General features: G+C 65.9%; 15 protein-coding genes. 6 read left to right on the forward strand and 9 right to left on the reverse strand.

Annotation, left to right across the window (positions count from 1 at the left end):
- The first annotated feature begins 338 nt into the window (after positions 1–338).
- Positions 339–887 (forward strand): invasion associated locus B family protein, encoded by a 549-nt coding sequence (locus DY467_RS02405; RefSeq protein WP_164633890.1) that lies wholly within the window; start codon positions 339–341, stop codon positions 885–887.
- 94 nt (positions 888–981) lie between these two features.
- Here the strand turns inward: DY467_RS02405 and DY467_RS02410 are convergent, their stop codons facing one another.
- On the reverse strand, positions 982–1,407 hold the full coding sequence (locus DY467_RS02410) for an organic hydroperoxide resistance protein (RefSeq protein ID WP_107343000.1): 426 nt from the start codon (positions 1,405–1,407) through the stop codon (positions 982–984).
- 114 nt (positions 1,408–1,521) lie between these two features.
- Positions 1,522–1,992: a MarR family winged helix-turn-helix transcriptional regulator gene (locus tag DY467_RS02415; RefSeq protein ID WP_164633891.1), complete on the reverse strand. Its 471-nt coding sequence runs from the start codon at positions 1,990–1,992 to the stop codon at positions 1,522–1,524.
- 232 nt (positions 1,993–2,224) lie between these two features.
- On the opposite strand from DY467_RS02415, the gene tldD reads away from it, so the two are divergent.
- Both tldD and lepB read left to right on the forward strand, forming a co-directional pair.
- Complete coding sequence (gene tldD / locus DY467_RS02420; RefSeq protein ID WP_164633892.1) at positions 2,225–3,652, forward strand: metalloprotease TldD; 1,428 nt, start codon at positions 2,225–2,227, stop codon at positions 3,650–3,652.
- Complete coding sequence (lepB, locus tag DY467_RS02425) at positions 3,649–4,419, forward strand: signal peptidase I (protein ID WP_107342997.1); 771 nt, start codon at positions 3,649–3,651, stop codon at positions 4,417–4,419. The genes tldD and lepB overlap by 4 nt, the downstream gene beginning before the upstream one ends.
- A 19-nt stretch (positions 4,420–4,438) precedes the next feature.
- Here the strand turns inward: lepB and DY467_RS02430 are convergent, their stop codons facing one another.
- The 3 genes from DY467_RS02430 to DY467_RS02440 all read right to left on the reverse strand — a co-directional run bounded on the left by DY467_RS02430 (position 4,439) and on the right by DY467_RS02440 (position 7,091).
- Positions 4,439–4,990 carry a PAN domain-containing protein gene (locus DY467_RS02430; protein ID WP_107342996.1) on the reverse strand — a complete coding sequence of 184 codons (552 nt, stop codon included), beginning with the start codon at positions 4,988–4,990 and terminating at the stop codon, positions 4,439–4,441.
- A gap of 145 nt (positions 4,991–5,135) precedes the next feature.
- The gene (locus DY467_RS02435; RefSeq protein ID WP_164573823.1) at positions 5,136–6,506 is read right to left on the reverse strand and encodes a glutamate--cysteine ligase; all 1,371 of its coding nucleotides are present in this window, start codon (positions 6,504–6,506) and stop codon (positions 5,136–5,138) included.
- Between the two features lie 93 nt (positions 6,507–6,599).
- Positions 6,600–7,091: a MarR family winged helix-turn-helix transcriptional regulator gene (locus DY467_RS02440; RefSeq protein WP_107357390.1), complete on the reverse strand. Its 492-nt coding sequence runs from the start codon at positions 7,089–7,091 to the stop codon at positions 6,600–6,602.
- Between the two features lie 122 nt (positions 7,092–7,213).
- On the opposite strand from DY467_RS02440, the gene gstA reads away from it, so the two are divergent.
- Entirely contained in the window at positions 7,214–7,828 is a 615-nt protein-coding gene (gene gstA, locus DY467_RS02445) for a glutathione transferase GstA (protein WP_107342994.1), read from the forward strand.
- A 264-nt stretch (positions 7,829–8,092) separates the two neighbouring features.
- On the opposite strand, the gene DY467_RS02450 is transcribed toward gstA, so the two are convergent.
- The 4 genes from DY467_RS02450 to DY467_RS02465 form a co-directional block, all read right to left on the reverse strand.
- Positions 8,093–10,309, reverse strand: a complete 2,217-nt coding sequence (locus DY467_RS02450; RefSeq protein ID WP_164633893.1) for a 3-hydroxyacyl-CoA dehydrogenase NAD-binding domain-containing protein — start codon at positions 10,307–10,309, stop codon at positions 8,093–8,095.
- 123 nt (positions 10,310–10,432) lie between these two features.
- Entirely contained in the window at positions 10,433–11,641 is a 1,209-nt protein-coding gene (locus DY467_RS02455) for an acetyl-CoA C-acetyltransferase (protein WP_107342992.1), read from the reverse strand.
- 165 nt (positions 11,642–11,806) lie between these two features.
- On the reverse strand, positions 11,807–13,597 hold the full coding sequence (locus DY467_RS02460; protein WP_107342991.1) for an acyl-CoA dehydrogenase C-terminal domain-containing protein: 1,791 nt from the start codon (positions 13,595–13,597) through the stop codon (positions 11,807–11,809).
- Positions 13,598–13,690: 93 nt separating this feature from the next.
- Positions 13,691–14,077, reverse strand: a complete 387-nt coding sequence (locus DY467_RS02465; RefSeq protein ID WP_107342990.1) for a nuclear transport factor 2 family protein — start codon at positions 14,075–14,077, stop codon at positions 13,691–13,693.
- A gap of 332 nt (positions 14,078–14,409) precedes the next feature.
- Between DY467_RS02465 and DY467_RS02470 the strand changes: the two genes are divergently transcribed.
- A complete protein-coding gene (locus DY467_RS02470; protein ID WP_164633894.1) occupies positions 14,410–14,967 on the forward strand; it encodes a TetR/AcrR family transcriptional regulator in 558 nt (185 codons plus the stop codon).
- Between the two features lie 254 nt (positions 14,968–15,221).
- On the forward strand, positions 15,222–18,551 hold the full coding sequence (locus DY467_RS02475) for a tetratricopeptide repeat protein (protein ID WP_164633895.1): 3,330 nt from the start codon (positions 15,222–15,224) through the stop codon (positions 18,549–18,551).
- The last annotated feature ends 145 nt before the right edge of the window (positions 18,552–18,696 follow it).

An 18,696-nucleotide genomic window follows, 5' to 3' on the forward strand; every position in this document is an offset into this window, starting at 1 on the left:
GCTCGGCACAAAAGCGTAGCCTAAGTGCGAACGCTTCTTATTCTACTTTTCAAATCACAATTCTCGGGACGTCGCAATGCAGGAGTGAGGGTTCGCGCGTGCAAACAACCCAGGCCTGCTCATCGGTTAAGAATTTTGTCCGGTGCCGCTGACACAGCGTGTCAGTCTTGTGAGGCCGGCTTGACAGATGTGCCCCTCGCTGTAGGCAAAGCACCCGGATGTCACGGAAGCCTGATTCGCTGGCGCGCGCGCTGCCTTCATGGCGCCGTCATTGCCGGTCAGTCGGAACCCGCCGCCGACCATCCCGTTCAACCGTCACCACCTCGGAAACATCTCTGATGGGCTTCGCCAGACTTTCGCCAATCCTTGTCTCGAGCCGCCGCGCTGCGTCCGGGGCCATGCTGGCGGTCGGGTTGATCGCGCTGGCGGCGCTGGCCGGCAGCAACACCGCCGAGGCCCAGGGCGCGGTGCGGTCGGTGCATGGTGACTGGCAGATCCGCTGCGACACCCCGCCCGGCGCCAAGGCCGAGCAGTGTGCGCTGATTCAGAGCGTGGTGGCGGAGGACCGCTCCAACGCCGGCCTCACCGTCATCATTCTCAAGACCGCCGATCAGAAGAGCAAGCTGATGCGCGTGGTGGCGCCGCTCGGCGTGCTGCTGCCGTCGGGTCTCGGCCTCAAGCTCGACAACGCCGACATCGGCCGCGCCGGCTTCGTGCGCTGCCTGCCGAACGGCTGCGTCGCCGAAGTGGTGATGGACGACAAGCTGCTCGGCCAGCTGCGCAACGCCAAGACCGCGACCTTCATCATCTTCGAAACGCCGGAAGAAGGCATCGGCTTTCCCCTCAGCCTCAACGGCCTCGGCGAGGGCTACGACAAGCTGCCGTAGGACGGCGTCATCTTATTCTCTCATAGCAAAGGGGCAGCCGCGGTCACCGCGACTGCCCCTTTCTTTTGTCGGGACGGCCTGGACAAGGCCAGCGTCAGACCAGCGTCAGCGTGACGTCGATGTTGCCGCGGGTGGCGTTGGAATACGGACAGACGATGTGGGCGCGGTCGACCAGCGTCTGGGCCTGCTCGCGATCCATGCCGGGCAGGCTGATCTTCAACTCCACCTCGATGCCGAACCCGGTCGGGATCGGACCAATGCCGACCGATCCGGTCACGCTGACATCCTTCGGGATCGGTAGCTTGTCACGACCGGCGACGAACTTCATCGCCCCCAGAAAGCAGGCCGAGTAGCCGACGGCGAACAGCTGCTCCGGATTGGTGCCGGCGCCACCGGCGCCGCCGAGTTCCTTCGGCGTCGTCAGGGCGACATCGAGATGGCCGTCGCTGCTAACGCCGCGTCCGTCGCGGCCTCCGGTGGCGGTGGCAGTGGCGCGGTAGAGAACTTTCTCGACTGACATGGTGGTGTCCTTTCAGGTGGGAGAGAGGCGGCGGATTAATATCGCGCGACACTATATCGCGAGCGATATATCAAAGAAGCAAATGCGGCTGAACGCGCTCAACGTCATCCCCGATCAGGCGCTACGAAACAGATTGGTGCGAAGGCCGGTCAGCCGGTCGCGTAGATCGGCGATCTCAGTGCCGGAATAGCCCATCGCTGCGGCGAGGCAGTCGGGCACGTGCTTGACCCGCGCCCGCAGCCCCCGCCCCTCGTCGGTCAGCGACACGATCACTTGGCGCTCGTCCTCGGCCGACCGCCGCCGCCGGATCAGCCCCCGCGCTTCCAGCCGCTTCAGCAGCGGCGTCAGCGTGGTGGTTTCGAGAAACAGCTGATCGCAGATCTCCGAGACGTTGACCTGATCCTTCTCCCACAACACCAGCATCACGAGATATTGCGGATAGGTCAGATCGAGCTCGCGCAGCAGCGACCGATACACTTTGTTGACCCCGAGCAGCGTCGAATACAGCGCAAAGCAAAGCTGGGTCTCGAGCTTCAGCTTGTCCGCCGGACGCGGCGCGCGTGACGATGGTGAGGGCGATTTCATAGACCGCCATTTATATCGCGCGCGATATATTGTCAAGCGAGGCATCTGGGCGCGAATGCGTCTGCCTGAGACCCCAGCTTGGTGCAGACAGCTGGATGGCTTCGCTGCGCTCGCAATGACGGCATGTTGAACCGGGGCCTGCAAACGCGGGGCGCCCTAATCCGCCAACCCCTCGCAGAACCAGATCAGACCGCCTATCTTGTGATCCAAACAACTTCGGGAACAGGACCTCATGACCAACCCAGCCCAGACCTCGCTCATCGACCGCGCCAATCTCGATCGCGACGAGGTGAGGCGCGAGGTTGCGCGGGGGCTGCAGGGGGCGGACGATGGCGAATTGTTTCTCGAATACAGCCAGACCGAGGCGCTCGCCTTCGACAATGGCCGGCTGAAGCAGGCGACCTACGATACCGCACAGGGCTTCGGTTTACGCGCCGTTAAGGACGACGCGGTCGGCTATGCGCATTCCTCCGACGTGTCGCTGCCGGCGCTGATCCGCGCCGCGGATGCGGTCGCTGCGGTGCGCGGCGACTATAGCGGCAGCCTGTCGGTGGCGCCGCCGCACACCAATGTGCAGCTGTATGGTGACGACAACCCGCTCGACGCGCCGGGCTTCGAGGCCAAGGTCAAGCTGCTCGGCGAGATCGACGCCTATATCCGCGACAAGGATCCGCGGGTGCGGCAGGTGTCGGTGTCGGTCGGCGCCACCTGGCAGGTGGTCGAGATCCTGCGTCCCGACGGCGAGAGCTATCGCGACATCCGTCCGCTCGTGCGCGTCAACGTCTCGGTGGTCGCCGGCCAGGGTGACCGTCAGGAGAGCGGCAGCAAGGGTTATGGCGGCCGCGAGCCTTATGCGCGGTTCATCGAGACCAAGGCGTGGCGCGACGCCGCCGATGGCGCGCTGCGCGAAGCGCTGGTCAATCTTGAATCGGTCCCCGCCCCCGCCGGCGAGATGGACGTGGTGCTCGGCCCCGGCTGGCCCGGCGTGATGCTGCACGAGGCGGTCGGCCACGGCCTCGAAGGCGATTTCAACCGCAAGAAGACCTCCGCCTTCGCCGGCCTGCTCGGCCAGCAGGTCGCCGCCAAGGGCGTCACCGTGGTCGACGACGGCACCATCTCGGCGCGGCGCGGCTCGCTGTCGATCGACGACGAAGGCACCCCGACCAGCCGCACCGTTCTGATCGAAGACGGCATCCTCACCGGCTACATGCAGGACCGCCAGAACGCCCGGCTGATGGGTATGAAGCCGACCGGCAACGGCCGCCGGCAGTCCTATGCCCACGTCCCGATGCCGCGAATGACCAACACCTACATGCTGGCCGGCCAGCGCGACCCGGCCGAAATCCTCGCCTCGGTGAAAAACGGCATTTACGCGGTGAACTTCGGTGGCGGCCAGGTCGACATCACGTCAGGCAAATACGTGTTCCAGTGCACCGAGGCCTACCGGATCGAGAACGGCAAGATCGGCGCGCCGCTGAAGGGCGCGATGTTGATCGGCAATGGTCCGACCGATTTGCACCGCATTTCCATGATCGGAAGTGACATGCAGCTCGACGACGGCATCGGCACCTGCGGCAAGAACGGCCAGGGCGTGCCGGTGGGTGTCGGCCAGCCGACGCTGCGCATGGACAAGATCACGGTCGGAGGCACCGGCGGATGACGACGAAGACGGAGACGGCCGCGAGCACCGCGCGGCGCTGGGGCTCGCAGCTGACGCAGCTCGCCGCCGTGGTGGCGATCGTGCTGGTCGGCAAGGGCGCGGTCGCCGAGCCGTTCTACGTGCCGTCCGGCTCGATGGAGCCGACGCTGCTGATCGGCGACGCCCTGCTCGCCTCGAAATATCCGTACGGTTATTCGGCTGCCTCGCTGCCGATCCATGTCTCCGTCCCGGAAAGCGGCCGGGTGTTCGGCTCCACACCCCACCGCGGCGACGTGGTGGTGTTTCGCTGGTCCGGCGATCGCTCGCAGGTCTGGGTCAAGCGCGTCGTCGGCCTGCCCGGCGACCGCGTGCAGCTCGACAACGGCCGGGTGTTCATCAACGGCGTCGCCGCCAAGGTCACGCCGGACGGCGTCGGCCGCGCCGAGGACGACAACGGCTCGTATGAGACCGCCGCGCGCTACATCGAGACGCTGCCCGGCGGCGTCGCCCACCCGATCTTCAAACTGTACGACAACGGCCGGCTCGACAACACGGCGGAAGTCACCGTGCCGCCCGGCCACCTGTTCGTGATGGGCGACAATCGCGACAACTCCGCCGACAGCCGCGTGCCGGTCAGCGAAGGCGGCGTCGGCATGCTGCCGATCGACGACCTGGTCGGCCGGGTCGATGCCATCGTAGGCTCGTGGAATCCCGGCGTCCGCCGCCAGCCGCTCACCGACTGGTTCTCCGGCTTCCGCGTCGCGCGGTTCTTCACCGCGGTGCATTGAGCCGCAATCGTTTTGCGCCTCAGCGCACCACGCCGGAGATGAACCCGGCCTTGCGCCGCGGCGGCTTGATCTGGCTTTTCAGGAAACAGCGGGCGTTGCGGCCGACATAGCCGGGACGCGCATAGGTCCAGGCCCTGCACTTATGCTCGTCGACGCAGGCCGCCTTGCAGGCCTCGTCGCCCTCACCCGATTTCAGTTCGAAATTGCGGTAGTCGCCGCCGAAGCGGTCGATTGAAACCTCGTTGGAATCGTTGCGCGGCTCCAGCACGCCGGCACCGCGGACGCCGGACACGCAGCACGAGTTCGGCGTGCGCGGCGGAACCGTACTCTTCAGCCAGCACATCGCACCGTCTTCGGGCGAGCGCGGATAGCTGAAGGTCCACGACCGGCAGCGCTTGTCGCGCTCGCACATCAGCGCGCATTCGGCCGGGTCGCCGCTGGTCACAGGCGTGCGCAGGTAATCGCCGCCGATGCGATCAATATTGGCTTGGGCACGGGACGCATGCGGCGACAGCGCCGCCGCAGCCACGGCGAGCACGAGCAAACACGCCCTGAGCAGGCCGCTTCGCATTCACACTTGCTTTCGCGTTAGGCCCGGAACTTTGGCCGATGGAACTCAGGCCAATCCGGAGCGCAGCCCCACGGCCCATCTGACGGCCGGCAACCTGTATGGCGGATGAACGGCGCGGGCCAGCGCGGTCTTGGTCCGCCAGCGCTCAGAACGCGTATTCGTCGTAAGCCGGCTCCACCGAGCCGCGCCACGCACCGTGATACTTCTCCAGCATCTCCTCGGCCGGGGTATGCCCGTTGTCGAGAATACGGTCGAGCGGCGCCAGATGCCGCGATTCGTCGAGGCCGGTTGGATCGACGCGGCCGCGGCGACGCAGCCCGGCATGCGCCAGCACCAGGCAATCCTTGGCGATCTCGAACAGGAAGCGGTTGCCGATCTTGGCCTTGAAGCCGAGCCGCGGCACCTCGTCCCGCAGCGCCTGGCGCTCCTCGGCGCTCCAGCCTTTGACCAGCTCCCAGGCCGCATCGAGGCTGGTGTCGTCGTACAGCAGACCGACCCAGAACGCCGGCAGCGCCGTCAGGCGGCCCCACGGCTGGCCGTCGGCGCCGCGCATTTCCAGGTACCGCTTCAGCCGCACCTCGGGGAAGATCGTCGACAGATGATTGGCCCAGTCCGACAGCGTCGGCCGCTCGCCGGGCAGCTTATCGTTCTTGCCGTCGAAGAAGTCGCGGAACGACGAACCGGCCACGTCGATATAGCTGTCGCCGCGCTTGACGAAGTACATCGGCACGTCGAGCGCGTAGTCGACCCAACGCTCGAATCCCATGCCGTCCTCGAACGCCCACGGCAGCATGCCGGAGCGATCATTGTCGGTGTCGCGCCAGATCTCGGAGCGGAACGACAGGAAGCCGTTCGGCTTGCCTTCGGTGAACGGCGAGTTGGCGAACAGCGCGGTCGCGACCGGCTGCAGCGCGACCGAGACCCGCAGCTTCTTGACCATGTCGGCTTCCGACGAGAAGTCGAGATTGGTCTGCACCGTGCAGGTCCGATACATCATGTCGAGGCCGTAACGGCCGACCTTCGGCATGTAGTTGGTCATGATCTTGTAGCGGCCCTTCGGCATCACCGGGATTTCGCTGCGCGACCACGACGGCGTCATGCCGAGGCCGAGAAAGCCGATCCCGAGCGGCGTCGCCACTTCACGCACCTGCGCCAGATGCGCCATCAGCTCGGCGTGAGTCTGGTGCACCGTCTCGACCGGCGCGCCCGACAATTCGAACTGGCCGCCCGGCTCCAGCGAGATCGCGCCGCCGCCGGTGACGTCGTGCAGCCCGATGATGTGCGGGCCTTCCATGATCGGCTCCCAGCCGAGCAGGATCTGCATCCCTTCAAGCAGGGCGCCGATGCCGCGGGCGCCCTCGTAGGGCACCGGATGATGGCCGTCGAGCGTGAACGGGGTCTTTTCGTGTTCGGTGCCGATGCGGAATTCGGCCGGCGATTTCACGCCCGCTTCGATCCACGCGACGAGTTCGTCACGCGAATTCAGCGGGGTCATATCGAGCTGGTCACGCGCCATGGGAAGTCCGGAAAAAGCGCGCGGGATCGGGCGACGCGAGGTGGTGGAAGCCGCGGCCGGAAGCAACCGCGAACACGAAGCGAGAGCTGTTTATCATCGCGAGACTGCGGTGTCTCGCGCATCGAGCGCAGCGGCGGAGCCGTCGCACGAACAGCCGAGCCGGTCGAGCAGCCCGCACAGCCGGACGGCGTCGGCATCGGACAGTTTCGAGCCGACGTGCTTTTCGATTGCCGCCGAATAGGCGGCCCACATCTTCTTCTGCAATTCGCGTCCAGCCTCGGTGATTTCGACGAACTGGCCGCGCTTGTCGCTGCGGCACTCACGGCGCACCACCAGCCCCTCATCGACCAGCCGGTCGACCAGGCGCGAGGTGGAGTATTGCGGGATCAGCATCTGCTTTTCGAGTTCGACCGGGCGCATCTCGCCGCCCGGCGCGCGCGACAATTCGAGCAGCGCGTCGTACCAGGCCAGCGGCGGGAAGCCCGCCTTCTTCAATTCCTGCTCGACAGCGTCCAACACCCGGCTCCGGACCCGCATCAGGCGGACCCAGGCCGCAGTGGCCTCGGTCGACGGTTTGCGTTTCATCGGTTCGTCCATCCGTGGCGACTGTAACCTAGTGTATGCAGCTGCATCAATCTTGACTTGCCCATGCACTGGCATTTAATCGCCCGCGCGCCTGAATCCAATCCCGCCGAGGAGCCCCTGCCATGAAGCTGTATTATTCGCCCGGTGCATGTTCGCTGTCGCCGCATATCGCGCTCAGCGAAGCCGGCCTGCCGTTCGACCTGGTCAAGGTCGACATCCGGGCGAAGAAGCTGGAGAACGGCGACGACTACGCCGCGATCAATCCGAAGGGCTCGGTGCCGGCGCTCGGCCTCGACGACGGCTCGGTGCTGACCGAGGGCCCGGCGATCGTGCAGTTCATCGCCGACAAGGAAGGCTCCGGCAAGCTGGCGCCGGCCAACGGATCCCCGGAACGCTACCGGCTGCAGGAATGGCTGAACTACATCTCGACCGACCTGCACAAGAGCTTCGGCCCGCTGTTCGCCCCCACGCTCGGCGAAGACGCCAAGAATTTCTTCAAGGACCGCATCGCCCGCCACCTCGGCTATGTCGACAAGCAGCTCGCCGGCAAAGACTATCTGATGGGCTCGTCGTTCACGGTCGCCGACGGCTACCTGTTCGTGATCCTGAGCTGGTGCGACCGGATGAAGATCGACCTCGCCCCCTACCCCAACCTCGCCGCCTTCAAGGCCCGCGTCGCCGCCCGCCCGAAGGTGCAGGAAGCGCTGCAAAGCGAAGGTCTGCTGCAGAAGGCGTAAGCGCACCGTCATTGCGAGCGCAGCGAAGCAATCCAGCGCCGAGCACGAAGCTGGATTGCTTCGTCGCTTCGCTCCTCGCAATGACGGGGGACTACGACGAAAACAAAGAGGGCCGGATCACGATGATCCGGCCCTTGTTATTTGTACTGGAAGTAAGACGAGGCCTCGCCCCAGCGGCAGTGCGCTCCCTCTCCCGCTTGCGGGAGAGGGAGCCGGCTGTGCTCGGAGCCGGCTGCCCCGTCGTCTCAAAGAGTCAGCAACTGACTACGCCGCCGCCAGCTTCTTCGGAGCGAAGCGGTGGTAGAAGGTGTCGCCGGTCTTGGCCATGTCTTCGAGCAGCTTCGGCGGGGTGAAGCGCGAGCCGTATTTGCCCTCGAGCTTGTGGCACAGCGCCACGAACTCCTTGGTGCCCATGAAGTCGATGTAGCTGAGCGTGCCGCCGGTGAACGGCGCGAAGCCGAAGCCGAGGATCGAGCCGACATCGGCCTCGCGCGGATCGACGATAACGTTGTCCTCGACGGTGCGGGCCGCTTCCACCGCCTGCACGGCGAGGAAGCGCTGCTTCAGCTCTTCGACGTCGATCGTGTCGGGATCGAGGTGCTTCGGCTGCAGCGCGGCGATGCCGTCCCACAGGCTCTTCTGACCCTTGCCCTTCTCCGGATAGACGTAGAAGCCCTTGCCGTTCTTGCGGCCGAACCGGCCCTGCTTCTCGACCAGCTCGACCATCAGCTTCTTCTGCTGCTGATCGACCGCCTGTTCGCCGAGATCGGCTTCGGTCGCCTTCATGATCTTGAGGATCAGGTCGAGCGCGACTTCGTCGGCCAGCGACAGCGGGCCGACCGGCATGCCGGCCATCTTGGCGGCGGTCTCGATCATCGGCGCCGGGACGCCTTCCATCAGCATCTCGAGGCCTTCGGCGGTGAAGCGCAGCACGCAGCGGTTGGCGAAGAAGCCGCGGCTGTCGTTCACCACGATCGGGGTCTTGCCGATCTGGCGGGTGTAGTCGAGCGCGGCCGCCAGCGTAGCGTCGCTGGTGTTGTTGCCGAGGATGACTTCGACCAGCATCATCTTCTCGACCGGCGAGAAGAAGTGGATGCCGATGAACTTCGACTGGTCCTTGAACTCTTCGGCCAGCGAGTTGATCGGCAGGGTCGAGGTGTTGGAGGCGAAGATCGCGCCTTCCTTCAGCAGTGGCTGCGCCTTGGCGTAGGTCTCGGCTTTGACCTTGCGATCCTCGAACACCGCTTCGATGACGAGGTCGGCATCCGAGATCGCATTGAAGTCGGCGGTCGCGGTGATCCGCGACATCAGCGCGTCGCGGTCGGCCTCCTTGGCGCGGCCTTTCTTGATCAGCCCATCAATGACCGACTGGCAGTGCGCCTTGCCCTTGTCGGCGCTCTCCTGGTCGCGGTCGATCAGCACCACCTCGATGCCGGCCTTGGCCGAGACGTAGCCGACGCTGGCGCCCATGAAGCCGGCGCCGATAATGGCGAGCTTCTTGACCTTGGTCGGCGGCACGCCCTGCGGACGGCGCGCGCCCTTGTTGAGTTCCTGCATCGACAGGAACAGGCTGCGGATCATCGCAGCCGCTTCCTTGGTCTGCAGCACATGCGCGAAGTAACGCGACTCGATCCGGAGCGCGACGTCCATCGGCACCAACAGGCCCTCATAGACGCAGCTCATGATGGCGCGGGCGGCCGGATAGTTGTCGTAGGTCTCGCGGCGATAGATGGCGTTGCCGGCCGGGAACATCATCATGCCCTGCTTGGAGAACACCTGGCCGCCGGGCAGCTTGAAGCCCTTCTCGTCCCACGGCGCCACCGCCTTGCCGCCGTTCTTGATCCAGTCCTTGGCGGTCTTGATCAGATCGGCCGCCGGCACCACGGCGTCGACCAGCTTCAGCGCCTTGGCCTTGTCGAGCTTGATCTGATCGCCCTTGAGCAGGATGGTCATCGCCTCCTGCGGATTGACGATGCGCGGAATCCGCTGGGTACCGCCGCCGCCCGGGAACAGGCCGACCTTGATCTCGGGCAGGCCGAGGCGGGTCTTCGGATTGTCGGCCGCGACGCGGTAGTGGCAGGCCAGCGTCACTTCGAAGCCGCCGCCGAGCGCCAGGCCGTTGATCGCCGCGACCCACGGCTTGCCGCCGGTCTCGATGCCACGCAGGATCTGCGACAGCTTGCGGCTCTCGTCGAACAGCATCTTCTGGGCGGCTTCTTCGCCCTTCTCTTTGCGGATCTGGGCGAACTGCTGGTTCATGCCTTCCAGCATCGACAGGTCGGCACCGGCGCAGAACGCCTCCTTGGCCGAAGTGATCACCACGCCCTTGACCGCGGCGTCCTTACTGGTCTGTTCGGCGATCGCGCCGAGTTCCTCGATCGTGGTGGCGTCGAGCACGTTCATCGACTTGCCGGGCAGGTCCCAGGTCACCAGCGCGATGCCGTCGGCGTCGGTCTCGACTTTGAAAATCTTGAAGGCCATCTGATTAGCTCCTTCGATGCCAGCAGCCGTTGCGGCGCGGCGGTTGATGTTCTTCTCCCCTCCCCCGCAAGGGGGAGGGAGCAGGCCGACGCGCGTTGCGCGGCCCGCGGCGCTATCGAATACTCACACCCGCTCGATGATCGTTGCGGTGCCCATGCCGCCGCCGATGCACAGCGTCACCAGCGCAGTCGCCTTGCCGGTGCGCTCGAGCTCGTCGAGCACGGTGCCGAGGATCATCGCGCCGGTAGCGCCGAGCGGATGGCCGAGCGCGATCGCGCCGCCATTGACGTTGATCTTGTCGTTGTCGATCTCGAACGCCTGCATGTAGCGCAGCACCACCGAGGCGAACGCCTCGTTGAGTTCGAACAGATCAATGTCGCTCTTCTTCATGCCGGAGCGCTCGAACAGCTTGTTGGTGACGTCGACCGGACCGGTCAGCATCATCGCCGGCTCCGAGCCGATATTGGCGAAGGCGCGGATCTTGGCGCGCGGCTTCAGACCGTGCTTCTCACCGGCTTCCTTGCTACCGAGCAGCACCGCGCCGGCGCCGTCGACGATGCCCGACGAGTTGCCGGCATGGTGCACGTAGTTGACCTTCTCGACTTCCGGGTGCGACTGGATCGCCACCGCGTCGAACCCGCCCATTGCGGCGATCGGCGCGAACGACGGCTGCAACTGCGCCAGCGACTGCATCGTCGTCGACGGACGCATGTGCTCGTCCTTGGCCAGGATGGTCAGGCCGTTGATGTCCTTCACCGGCACCACCGACTTGTCGAACCGGCCTTCGTCCCAGGCCTTCGCGGCGAGCTGCTGGCTGCGCACCGCATAGGCGTCGACGTCGTCGCGCGAGAAGCCGTATTTGGTGGCGATCAGGTCGGCCGAGATGCCCTGCGGCATGAAGTAAGACGGGATCGCCATCGACGGATCCATCGGCCAGGCGCCGCCCGAGGCGCCGAGACCGATGCGGCTCATCGATTCCGCGCCGCCGCCGATCACCAGTTCGTGCTGGCCGCTCATGATCTGCGCCGCAGCGAAGTTCACCGCGTCCAGACCCGAGGCACAGAACCGGCTGATCTGCACGCCGGGCACCGCTTCGCCGAGGCCCGCCTTCATCGCCGCGAACCGCGCGATGTCCGAACCGGCTTCGCCGACCGGATCGACCACACCCATCACGACGTCGTCGACCACGTCCTTCTTGAGGTTGTTACGCTCCTTCAGCGCCTTCAGCGGCACGGTGGCGAGCGCCAGCGCGGTCACCTCGTGCAGCGAGCCGTCGGCTTTGCCGCGGCCGCGCGGAGTGCGAACGTGATCGTAAATATAGGCTTCGGGCATCCGTTTTCTCCCGTTTCGGTCCGGGCTCACAGGAGCCGGACGAATTGAACAATCGCGTGTCGAGGCGTCATTGCGAGGAGCGTAGCGACGAAGCAATCCAGACTTCGTGCGCGGCTCGGACTACTTCGCTTCGCTCGCAATGACGACGTTGGTTTGACGAAAGCGTCAGAACGCTTCCGCCGGCAGTTCCATCAGCGTGGCGCAGCCGGATTCGATCCGGGTCAGCCGCAGCGCGGTTTCGGGCAGCATCCGCTCGGCGAAGAACCGGCCGGTGACCAGCTTGCGGGTCAGGAAGGGCTTTGCACCCTCAGCCGCGATCTTGTCTTGCGCCACCTTGGCCATCTTGGCCCACATGTAGCCCATCGCCACCAGGCCGAAGAGGTGCATGTAGTCGGTGGCGGCGGCGCCGGCGTTATCGGGCTGCGCCATCGCATTCATCATCAACCAGGTGGTGGCCTTCTGCAGATGGCCGAGCGAGGTCGACAGCGGTGCCACGAACGGCTTCATCGCCTCGTCGCCGCCATGCTCCTTGGCGAAGGCGCCGACCTCGGCGAAGAACGCCATCACGGCGCGGCCGCCGTCACGCGGCAGCTTGCGACCGACCAGATCGAGTGCCTGAATGCCGTTGGCGCCTTCGTAGATCATCGCAATGCGGGCATCGCGGACGAACTGCTCGACGCCGTTGGCGGCAATGTAGCCGTGGCCGCCATAAACCTGCTGGGCCGCGACCGCATTGGCGAAGCCGCCGTCGGTCAGAACGCCCTTCAGCACCGGCGTCATCAGGCCGAGATGATCGTCGGCTACCTGGCGCTCCTTGGCATCGCTGGAGCGATGCGCGACGTCGCTCTTCAGCGCGGTCCACAGCACCAGCGCCCGCGCCGCCTCGTTGAACGCGCGCATCGTCAGCAGCGCGCGGCGGATGTCGGGATGCACGATGATCGGATCGGCCGGCTTATCGGTCGCCTTCGGCCCCGACAGCGCCCGGCCCTGCAGCCGCTCGCGGGCGTATTCGACGGCGTTCTGATAGGCGACTTCCGACTGCGCCAGGCCCTGCACCGCGACGCCGAGGCGAGCCTCGTTCATCATCACGAACATGCCCTGCATGCCCTTGTTCTCTTCGCCGACCAGCCAGCCGGTGGCGCCGTCGTAGTTCATGGTACAGGTGGCATTGCCGTGAATGCCCATCTTGTGTTCGATCGAGCCGCAGATCACGCCGTTGCGGGCGCCGACGGTACCGTCGGGGTTGACCAGGAATTTTGGCACCACGAACAGCGAGATGCCCTTGATTCCGGCCGGTGCGCCTTCGATCCGCGCCAGCACCAGATGGATGATGTTGTCGGCCATATCGTGCTCACCGGCCGAGATGAAGATCTTGGTACCGGTGATCTTGTAGCTGCCGTCCGCCTGCTTCACCGCCTTGGTCCGCAGCAGGCCGAGATCGGTGCCGCACTGCGGCTCGGTGAGGTTCATCGTACCGGTCCACTCGCCGGACACCATCTTGGGCAGATAGGTCTGCTTCTGCTCCGGCGAGCCGTGCACCGTCAGCGCCGCCGCGGCACCCATCGTCAGGCCCGGGTACATCGCAAACGCCATGTTGGCGGAGTTCAGGAATTCCTGCACCGTCTGGGTCAGCGTGATCGGCAACCCTTGGCCGCCATATTCGGCCGGCGACGACAGGCCCATCCAGCCGCCTTCGGCGATCTGCTTGTAAGCGTCCTTGAAGCCCTTCGGCGTGGTGACGCTGCCGTCGTCGTGACGGGTGCAGCCTTCGTGATCGCCGACCGCATTGAGCGGATGCAGCACTTCCTCGCTCAGCCGCGCCGCCTCGTTGATGATCGCGTCGCGCACGTCGGCCGCAGCATCGGCGAACCCGGGCAGGTTGTTGTAGCGGTCGAACTGAAAAACGTCGTTGAGCAGGAAGCCGACTTCTTCAACCGGGGCCTTGTAGATCGTCATGCGGTTCTCTCGATCGGGATCAGGTGTGAAGTGTGCGCCGCCTGAAACAACTTCAGGCGACGGCGAGATGAATTCGACCAGTCGCCGGCGCGCTTATTGCTGCGCCAGCTGTTCTCCCATCAAGCGATGCAGCAGGTTGATCGCTTTCAGGGGTCTTACCATGACCTTGAAGTGGGTAATACGTCCGTCGTCGGCGAAGGTGATGATGTCGACGCCGTTGATCTTGATGCCTTCGATCACGTTCTCGAACTCAAGCACCGCGCTGTTATCGCTGCGCCATTCGCCCACATAGGTGAAGCCCGGGCCGCCGAGCACCTTCTCGGCACCCTTAAGGTACTTGAACACGATGTCGCGCCCGACCTGCGGGGTGTGAACAACCGGGCTTTCGAACACCGCGTCCGGATGCAGCAGATCCCACAACGCATCTGAGTCGTGGGACTTCATGAAGGCATACCAGGTGTCGAGCCCGTTCAAGGCCATCGGCAGTTCTCCGGATGAGCGAGATAGAATTGCGGCGAAGACGTAAGGCGGGGCGGATGTTCGGCCATCATCGGTCGCGACATCAAGCGCGATGACGCCGCGGCGCGCTTGGGCGCCGGCACGTCGCCAAATCTCTGCAAAGCACCGGGATGGCGGCTCGGGACAGGTCGACCGTCGGCCGCTGGACCAACATGGCGTGCACGAGCGCTCCTCCGATGTGATGATTTCCAGCGGCCGCAACGTAGCAGCCTGCCAGATCATCTCCATACACCTCTGAATGGCATCTAACGGCGCGGCTTGGCCGTGTCAATACACGCGTGTATGGTGCCGGCATGGATTCGGATACCAAAGATCGGCTGACGCGCGCGGACTGGCTTGCCCATGGGCTGCGGACACTCGCCCGACATGGCGCCAACGCCCTCAAAGTCGGCGATTTGGCCGCCGGCCTGGACGTGTCGCGCGGCAGTTTCTACTGGCACTTCAAGGACGCCACCGACTTCCGCACCCAACTGCTGCAGCTCTGGAAGGAGCGGGTTACCGAGCAGGTGTTCCGCGAGATCGATGCGGCGATCGTCGGCCCCGCACGGCTGACACATCTGATGAAGCTCGCCTTCAACGAGGACCGCAACCTCGACCGCGCCATCCGCGAGCTCGCCGCGACCGATCCGGCCGCCGCCGAGATGGTCGCCGCGGTCGACGCGAGGCGGGTCGAATACCTGTCCAAGTTGATGATCGAATCCGGCGTGGAAAGCCGGTATGCCCGGCCGCGGGCCGAGTTCCTGTACTGGGCCTATATCGGCCAGACCGCGGTGATGAATCCGGCGCTCAACGCCGTGACGGAATCCGACATCGACGACCTCAGCGCGCTGTTCACCCGCGCGGGCGGTTAGCGACGCGGCGGTAACGGACGGCCTCCCGAGCCGCTCCTGTCCCGCTGAAAGCGCGGCAAAATAGCTGCAAAACCAAGCTATCTGCCTCGATCGTTAAGTTTCACCGCCGTCCGCGCTGATCCTTAACTCGGTATTTACCCTAACGGGAAAAAGTCGATCCAGAGGCAGACTCCCGCGTCGTGTCGATGTTCGCTTGAGCACGACGCGGAGGTGTGCGGGGCGCGGCTGGGGCCGGCTTGGGTGCGGACAAGAGCATGAATCGCGTGTCGTGGAGTGTCGAGGAGATCGAGCCGTCAGTGCGCGAGAAGGCCGAGGCCGCCGCAAAGCGCGCCGGGCTGTCGCTCACCGACTGGATCAATGCTCAGCTCGGCGAGGCTGCCCCGCAGCAGCCGGCCACCGAACAACCGCGCATGCCCGGCCGCCCGGCAATGCCCGAGCGCAGCGCTACCGAAGTCGCTGAAATCCATCAGCGGCTCGACGCCATCGCCCGCCAGATCGACCATATTTCCCGTACGCCGGCGCGCAGTGAGCCGCCGGTCGCGCGGCAGCTGAACGACGCGATTTCCCGGCTCGACGCCCGCCTGGCGCGGATTACCGAGCCGAAGCCCGCCGCAGCTCGGCCGGCCGAGGCCGCAGCCGTGCCGGCCCAATCGCCCACCGAGCGCGTCGAACGCGCCGCCGAGCAAGTCTACCCCTCCCCCACCCTCGACCCGAACGCGCTCGACAAGGCGATTGCCGAAATCGCCGCGCGGCAGAGCGAACTCGATGCCAGCATCGGCCGGATGCCGCGGCAGCCGGCGTCGTTTGCGCCGCCGATCGCACCCGCGATGGCCCCCCCGAATCCGCTGGCCGGGCCGGATTTCACCAGCCTGGAGAAGCAGCTCCACAAGATCACCAGCCAGATCGACGCGCTGCAGCGCTCCGACAAGGTCGAACAATCGATCGCCGCGTTCCGTGCTGACCTCGCCGAGATCCGCCAGACCATCACCGAAGCGATGCCGCGCAAGGCGATCGAAACGCTGGAAGGCGAGATCCGCTCGCTGGCGCAGCGGCTCGATGAAAGCCGGGCCAACGGCAGCGACAGTGAAGTGATTGCCGGCATCGAACGCGCGCTCGGCGAGATCTACACCGCGTTGCGCTCGCTGACGCCGGCCGAACAGCTCGCCGGCTTCGACGAAGCGATCCGCAATCTCGGCGGCAAGATCGACATGATCGTCCGCAACAGCGACGATCCCGGCACCGTCCAGCAGCTCGAAAACGCCATCGGCGCCCTGCGCGGCATCGTCTCCAACGTCGCCTCCAATGAAGCGCTGGGGCAGCTCAGCGCCAACGTCCACGCGCTCGGCGAGAAGATCGAACAGCTGGCGCAGGCCGACAACCACAGCATCTCGTTCGCCGCCCTGGAGCAGCGCATCTCCGCGCTGACCGCGGCGCTGGAAAGCCGCGAGCGCCCTGCACCGAGCGAATCCACCGAGCAGCTCGAAAGCGCCGTGCGGGCGCTGTCGGAGCGGATCGATCATCTGCCGATCGGCAACGACAATCAGTCTGCGTTCGCGCATCTCGAACAACGAGTCGCACATCTGCTTGAGCGGATGGAAGCGGCGACCGAGCAGCGCGGCGGCAGCGCCAATCTCGGCCGGGTCGAGGAAGGCCTGCACGACATTCTGCGGATGCTGGAGCGGCAGCAGTCGCAATTTGCGGTACTGACGGAGCTCGATCGCCGACCGGCGCCGGCGCTCGACCCGAGCTTCGTCGACACCATCAAGCGCGAACTCTCCGACATGCGCTTCAGCCAGTCGGAAACCGATCGCCACACCCAGGATTCGCTCGAGGCGGTGCACAACACCCTCGGCCATGTCGTCGACCGGCTGGCGATGATCGAAGGCGATCTGCGCGTAGCGCGAGCGACGCCGCCGCTGGCACCGCCGCCCGTCCCAACTCCGGCACCCGAACCGGCGAAGCCCGCTTTCCTGGCTGCCGCACCGATCGCACCGGCCCCGGTTACTCCCGCAGCCGCGCCTGTTCCGCCGCAGCCTCAGCCCGAAATGGCCAATCCGGCCATCGAGGCGTTCGCTGCCGCGCCGCGCGAATTCGCCGCCGCCAAACCAGCCGCCGAGCCACCGGCTCCCGAGCCGCGTGGGCCGCGCGCGTTCCACGACATCCACGAGTCCGCCGCGGGCCCGCATCAGCCGCAGAAGATCGAGCCGGTCGTTGCTGTGCCACCGCCCGCTCGCCGGGAAGCCACACTGCCGCCGGACCATCCGCTCGAGCCCGGCACCAAGCCGCCGGCCCGGGTCGCTTCGCCGTCGGAACGGATCGCCGCTTCTGAAAGCGCGCTGGGCGAGATCGCGCCGGCGCAGCCGGAGCCGGCCAACGCCACCAGCTTTATCGCTGCCGCGCGCCGCGCCGCGCAGGCGGCGGCGTCCGCCAGCGCCGGCAAGGCCAAGCCTGGCAAGCCGAAGACCGATGGCGACAAGCCCGATCCGGACGGCGGCACACCGGGCTCGCCGCTCGGCTCCAAGATCAAGTCGCTGCTGGTCGGCGCCAGCGTCGTCGTGATCGTGCTGTCCAGCTTCCAGATGGCAATGAAACTGTTCGACAGCGGTGAAGCGCCGCCGGTCGCCAGCGTCACTGCGCCGAAGCCGAGCCCGGCGCCGGACAAGCAGCGCCTGCCTGCGGACGAGCGGCAATCCGATCCGACCGAGCCCGCCGCGCCGCCGTCTGTCGCGCCGGTCGCTCCGCCGCCTTCGATGATTTCGCCGACTCCGGTCGAGCGTCAGTCGCTGTACACGCCGCCGGCGGCGCAGCAGACCGAGCCTGCCGCATCCAGCGACATCACCGGCACGATCCCGTCGCAGCCGAGCGCGGCGCCGGAGAAGTTCGGCACCGTCGCGATTCCGTCTGCCGAGCGGCTGCCCGACACCATTGGCGGTGCGACGCTGCGTACCTTGGCGCTCAAGGGCGACGCCGCCGCCGCTTACGAAGTCGCGACCCGTTACGCCGAAGGCAAGGGCGTGCCGGTGAACTACGACGAAGCCGCCAAATGGTATCAGCGCGCAGCGGATGCCGGCGTGACGCCGGCGATCTTCCGCATCGGCACGCTGTACGAAAAGGGCCTCGGGGTGAAGCGCGACCTCGACGTCGCGCGGAAGCTGTATTCGACCGCGGCCGATCGCGGGAACGCCAAGGCGATGCACAATCTGGCCGTTCTGTACGCCGACGGCGGCAGCAAGGGCGCGAACTACAAGACCGCTGCGGCCTGGTTCCGGAAGGCCGCCGAGCGCGGCGTTGCCGACAGCCAATTCAACCTCGGCATCCTGTATGCCCGCGGCATCGGCGTCGATCAGAACCTCGCGGAATCGTACAAGTGGTTCTCTCTCGCCGCCGCTCAGGGCGACGAGGATGCGGGCCGCAAGCGCGAAGATGTCGCCAAGCGCCTCGACCCGCAGTCGCTGGCGGCTGCCAAGCTCGCGATCCAGACCTTCACGGCCGAGCCGCAGCCCGACGCCGCCGTCAAGGTCGCGGCGCCAGCTGGCGGCTGGGACGGGCAGCCGGCCGCTGCGGCCAAGCGCGCGGCTCGCTAACGCCAGCGTCCATCAGGTGGACGAGATCGCCGCTACCGGGCCTAAAAAACTCGGTTGCGACCGATTCTGTAATCCCGGCGTGAACTAATTTCGGTTATGCAAGGACAGCGGTTCAGATGGACCGCGATCTGGCGCGAAGTCCGCC

Origin of the sequence: Rhodopseudomonas sp. BR0G17 (assembly GCF_010907025.1) — a bacterium.
Taxonomy (GTDB): domain Bacteria; phylum Pseudomonadota; class Alphaproteobacteria; order Rhizobiales; family Xanthobacteraceae; genus Rhodopseudomonas; species Rhodopseudomonas palustris_H.

What these genes read in the sequence shown, in the direction of transcription:
- DY467_RS02405 (WP_164633890.1), top strand. Translation starts at nt 339, where the DNA reads ATGGGCTTCGCCAGACTTTCGCCAATCCTTGTCTCGAGCCGCCGCGCT.
- DY467_RS02410 (WP_107343000.1), bottom strand. Translation starts at nt 1,407, where the DNA reads ATGTCAGTCGAGAAAGTTCTCTACCGCGCCACTGCCACCGCCACCGGA.
- DY467_RS02415 (WP_164633891.1), bottom strand. Translation starts at nt 1,992, where the DNA reads ATGAAATCGCCCTCACCATCGTCACGCGCGCCGCGTCCGGCGGACAAG.
- tldD (WP_164633892.1), top strand. Translation starts at nt 2,225, where the DNA reads ATGACCAACCCAGCCCAGACCTCGCTCATCGACCGCGCCAATCTCGAT.
- lepB (WP_107342997.1), top strand. Translation starts at nt 3,649, where the DNA reads ATGACGACGAAGACGGAGACGGCCGCGAGCACCGCGCGGCGCTGGGGC.
- DY467_RS02430 (WP_107342996.1), bottom strand. Translation starts at nt 4,990, where the DNA reads ATGCGAAGCGGCCTGCTCAGGGCGTGTTTGCTCGTGCTCGCCGTGGCT.
- DY467_RS02435 (WP_164573823.1), bottom strand. Translation starts at nt 6,506, where the DNA reads ATGGCGCGTGACCAGCTCGATATGACCCCGCTGAATTCGCGTGACGAA.
- DY467_RS02440 (WP_107357390.1), bottom strand. Translation starts at nt 7,091, where the DNA reads ATGAAACGCAAACCGTCGACCGAGGCCACTGCGGCCTGGGTCCGCCTG.
- gstA (WP_107342994.1), top strand. Translation starts at nt 7,214, where the DNA reads ATGAAGCTGTATTATTCGCCCGGTGCATGTTCGCTGTCGCCGCATATC.
- DY467_RS02450 (WP_164633893.1), bottom strand. Translation starts at nt 10,309, where the DNA reads ATGGCCTTCAAGATTTTCAAAGTCGAGACCGACGCCGACGGCATCGCG.
- DY467_RS02455 (WP_107342992.1), bottom strand. Translation starts at nt 11,641, where the DNA reads ATGCCCGAAGCCTATATTTACGATCACGTTCGCACTCCGCGCGGCCGC.
- DY467_RS02460 (WP_107342991.1), bottom strand. Translation starts at nt 13,597, where the DNA reads ATGACGATCTACAAGGCCCCGGTTGAAGAAGTCGGCTTCCTGCTCAAC.
- DY467_RS02465 (WP_107342990.1), bottom strand. Translation starts at nt 14,077, where the DNA reads ATGGCCTTGAACGGGCTCGACACCTGGTATGCCTTCATGAAGTCCCAC.
- DY467_RS02470 (WP_164633894.1), top strand. Translation starts at nt 14,410, where the DNA reads ATGGATTCGGATACCAAAGATCGGCTGACGCGCGCGGACTGGCTTGCC.
- DY467_RS02475 (WP_164633895.1), top strand. Translation starts at nt 15,222, where the DNA reads ATGAATCGCGTGTCGTGGAGTGTCGAGGAGATCGAGCCGTCAGTGCGC.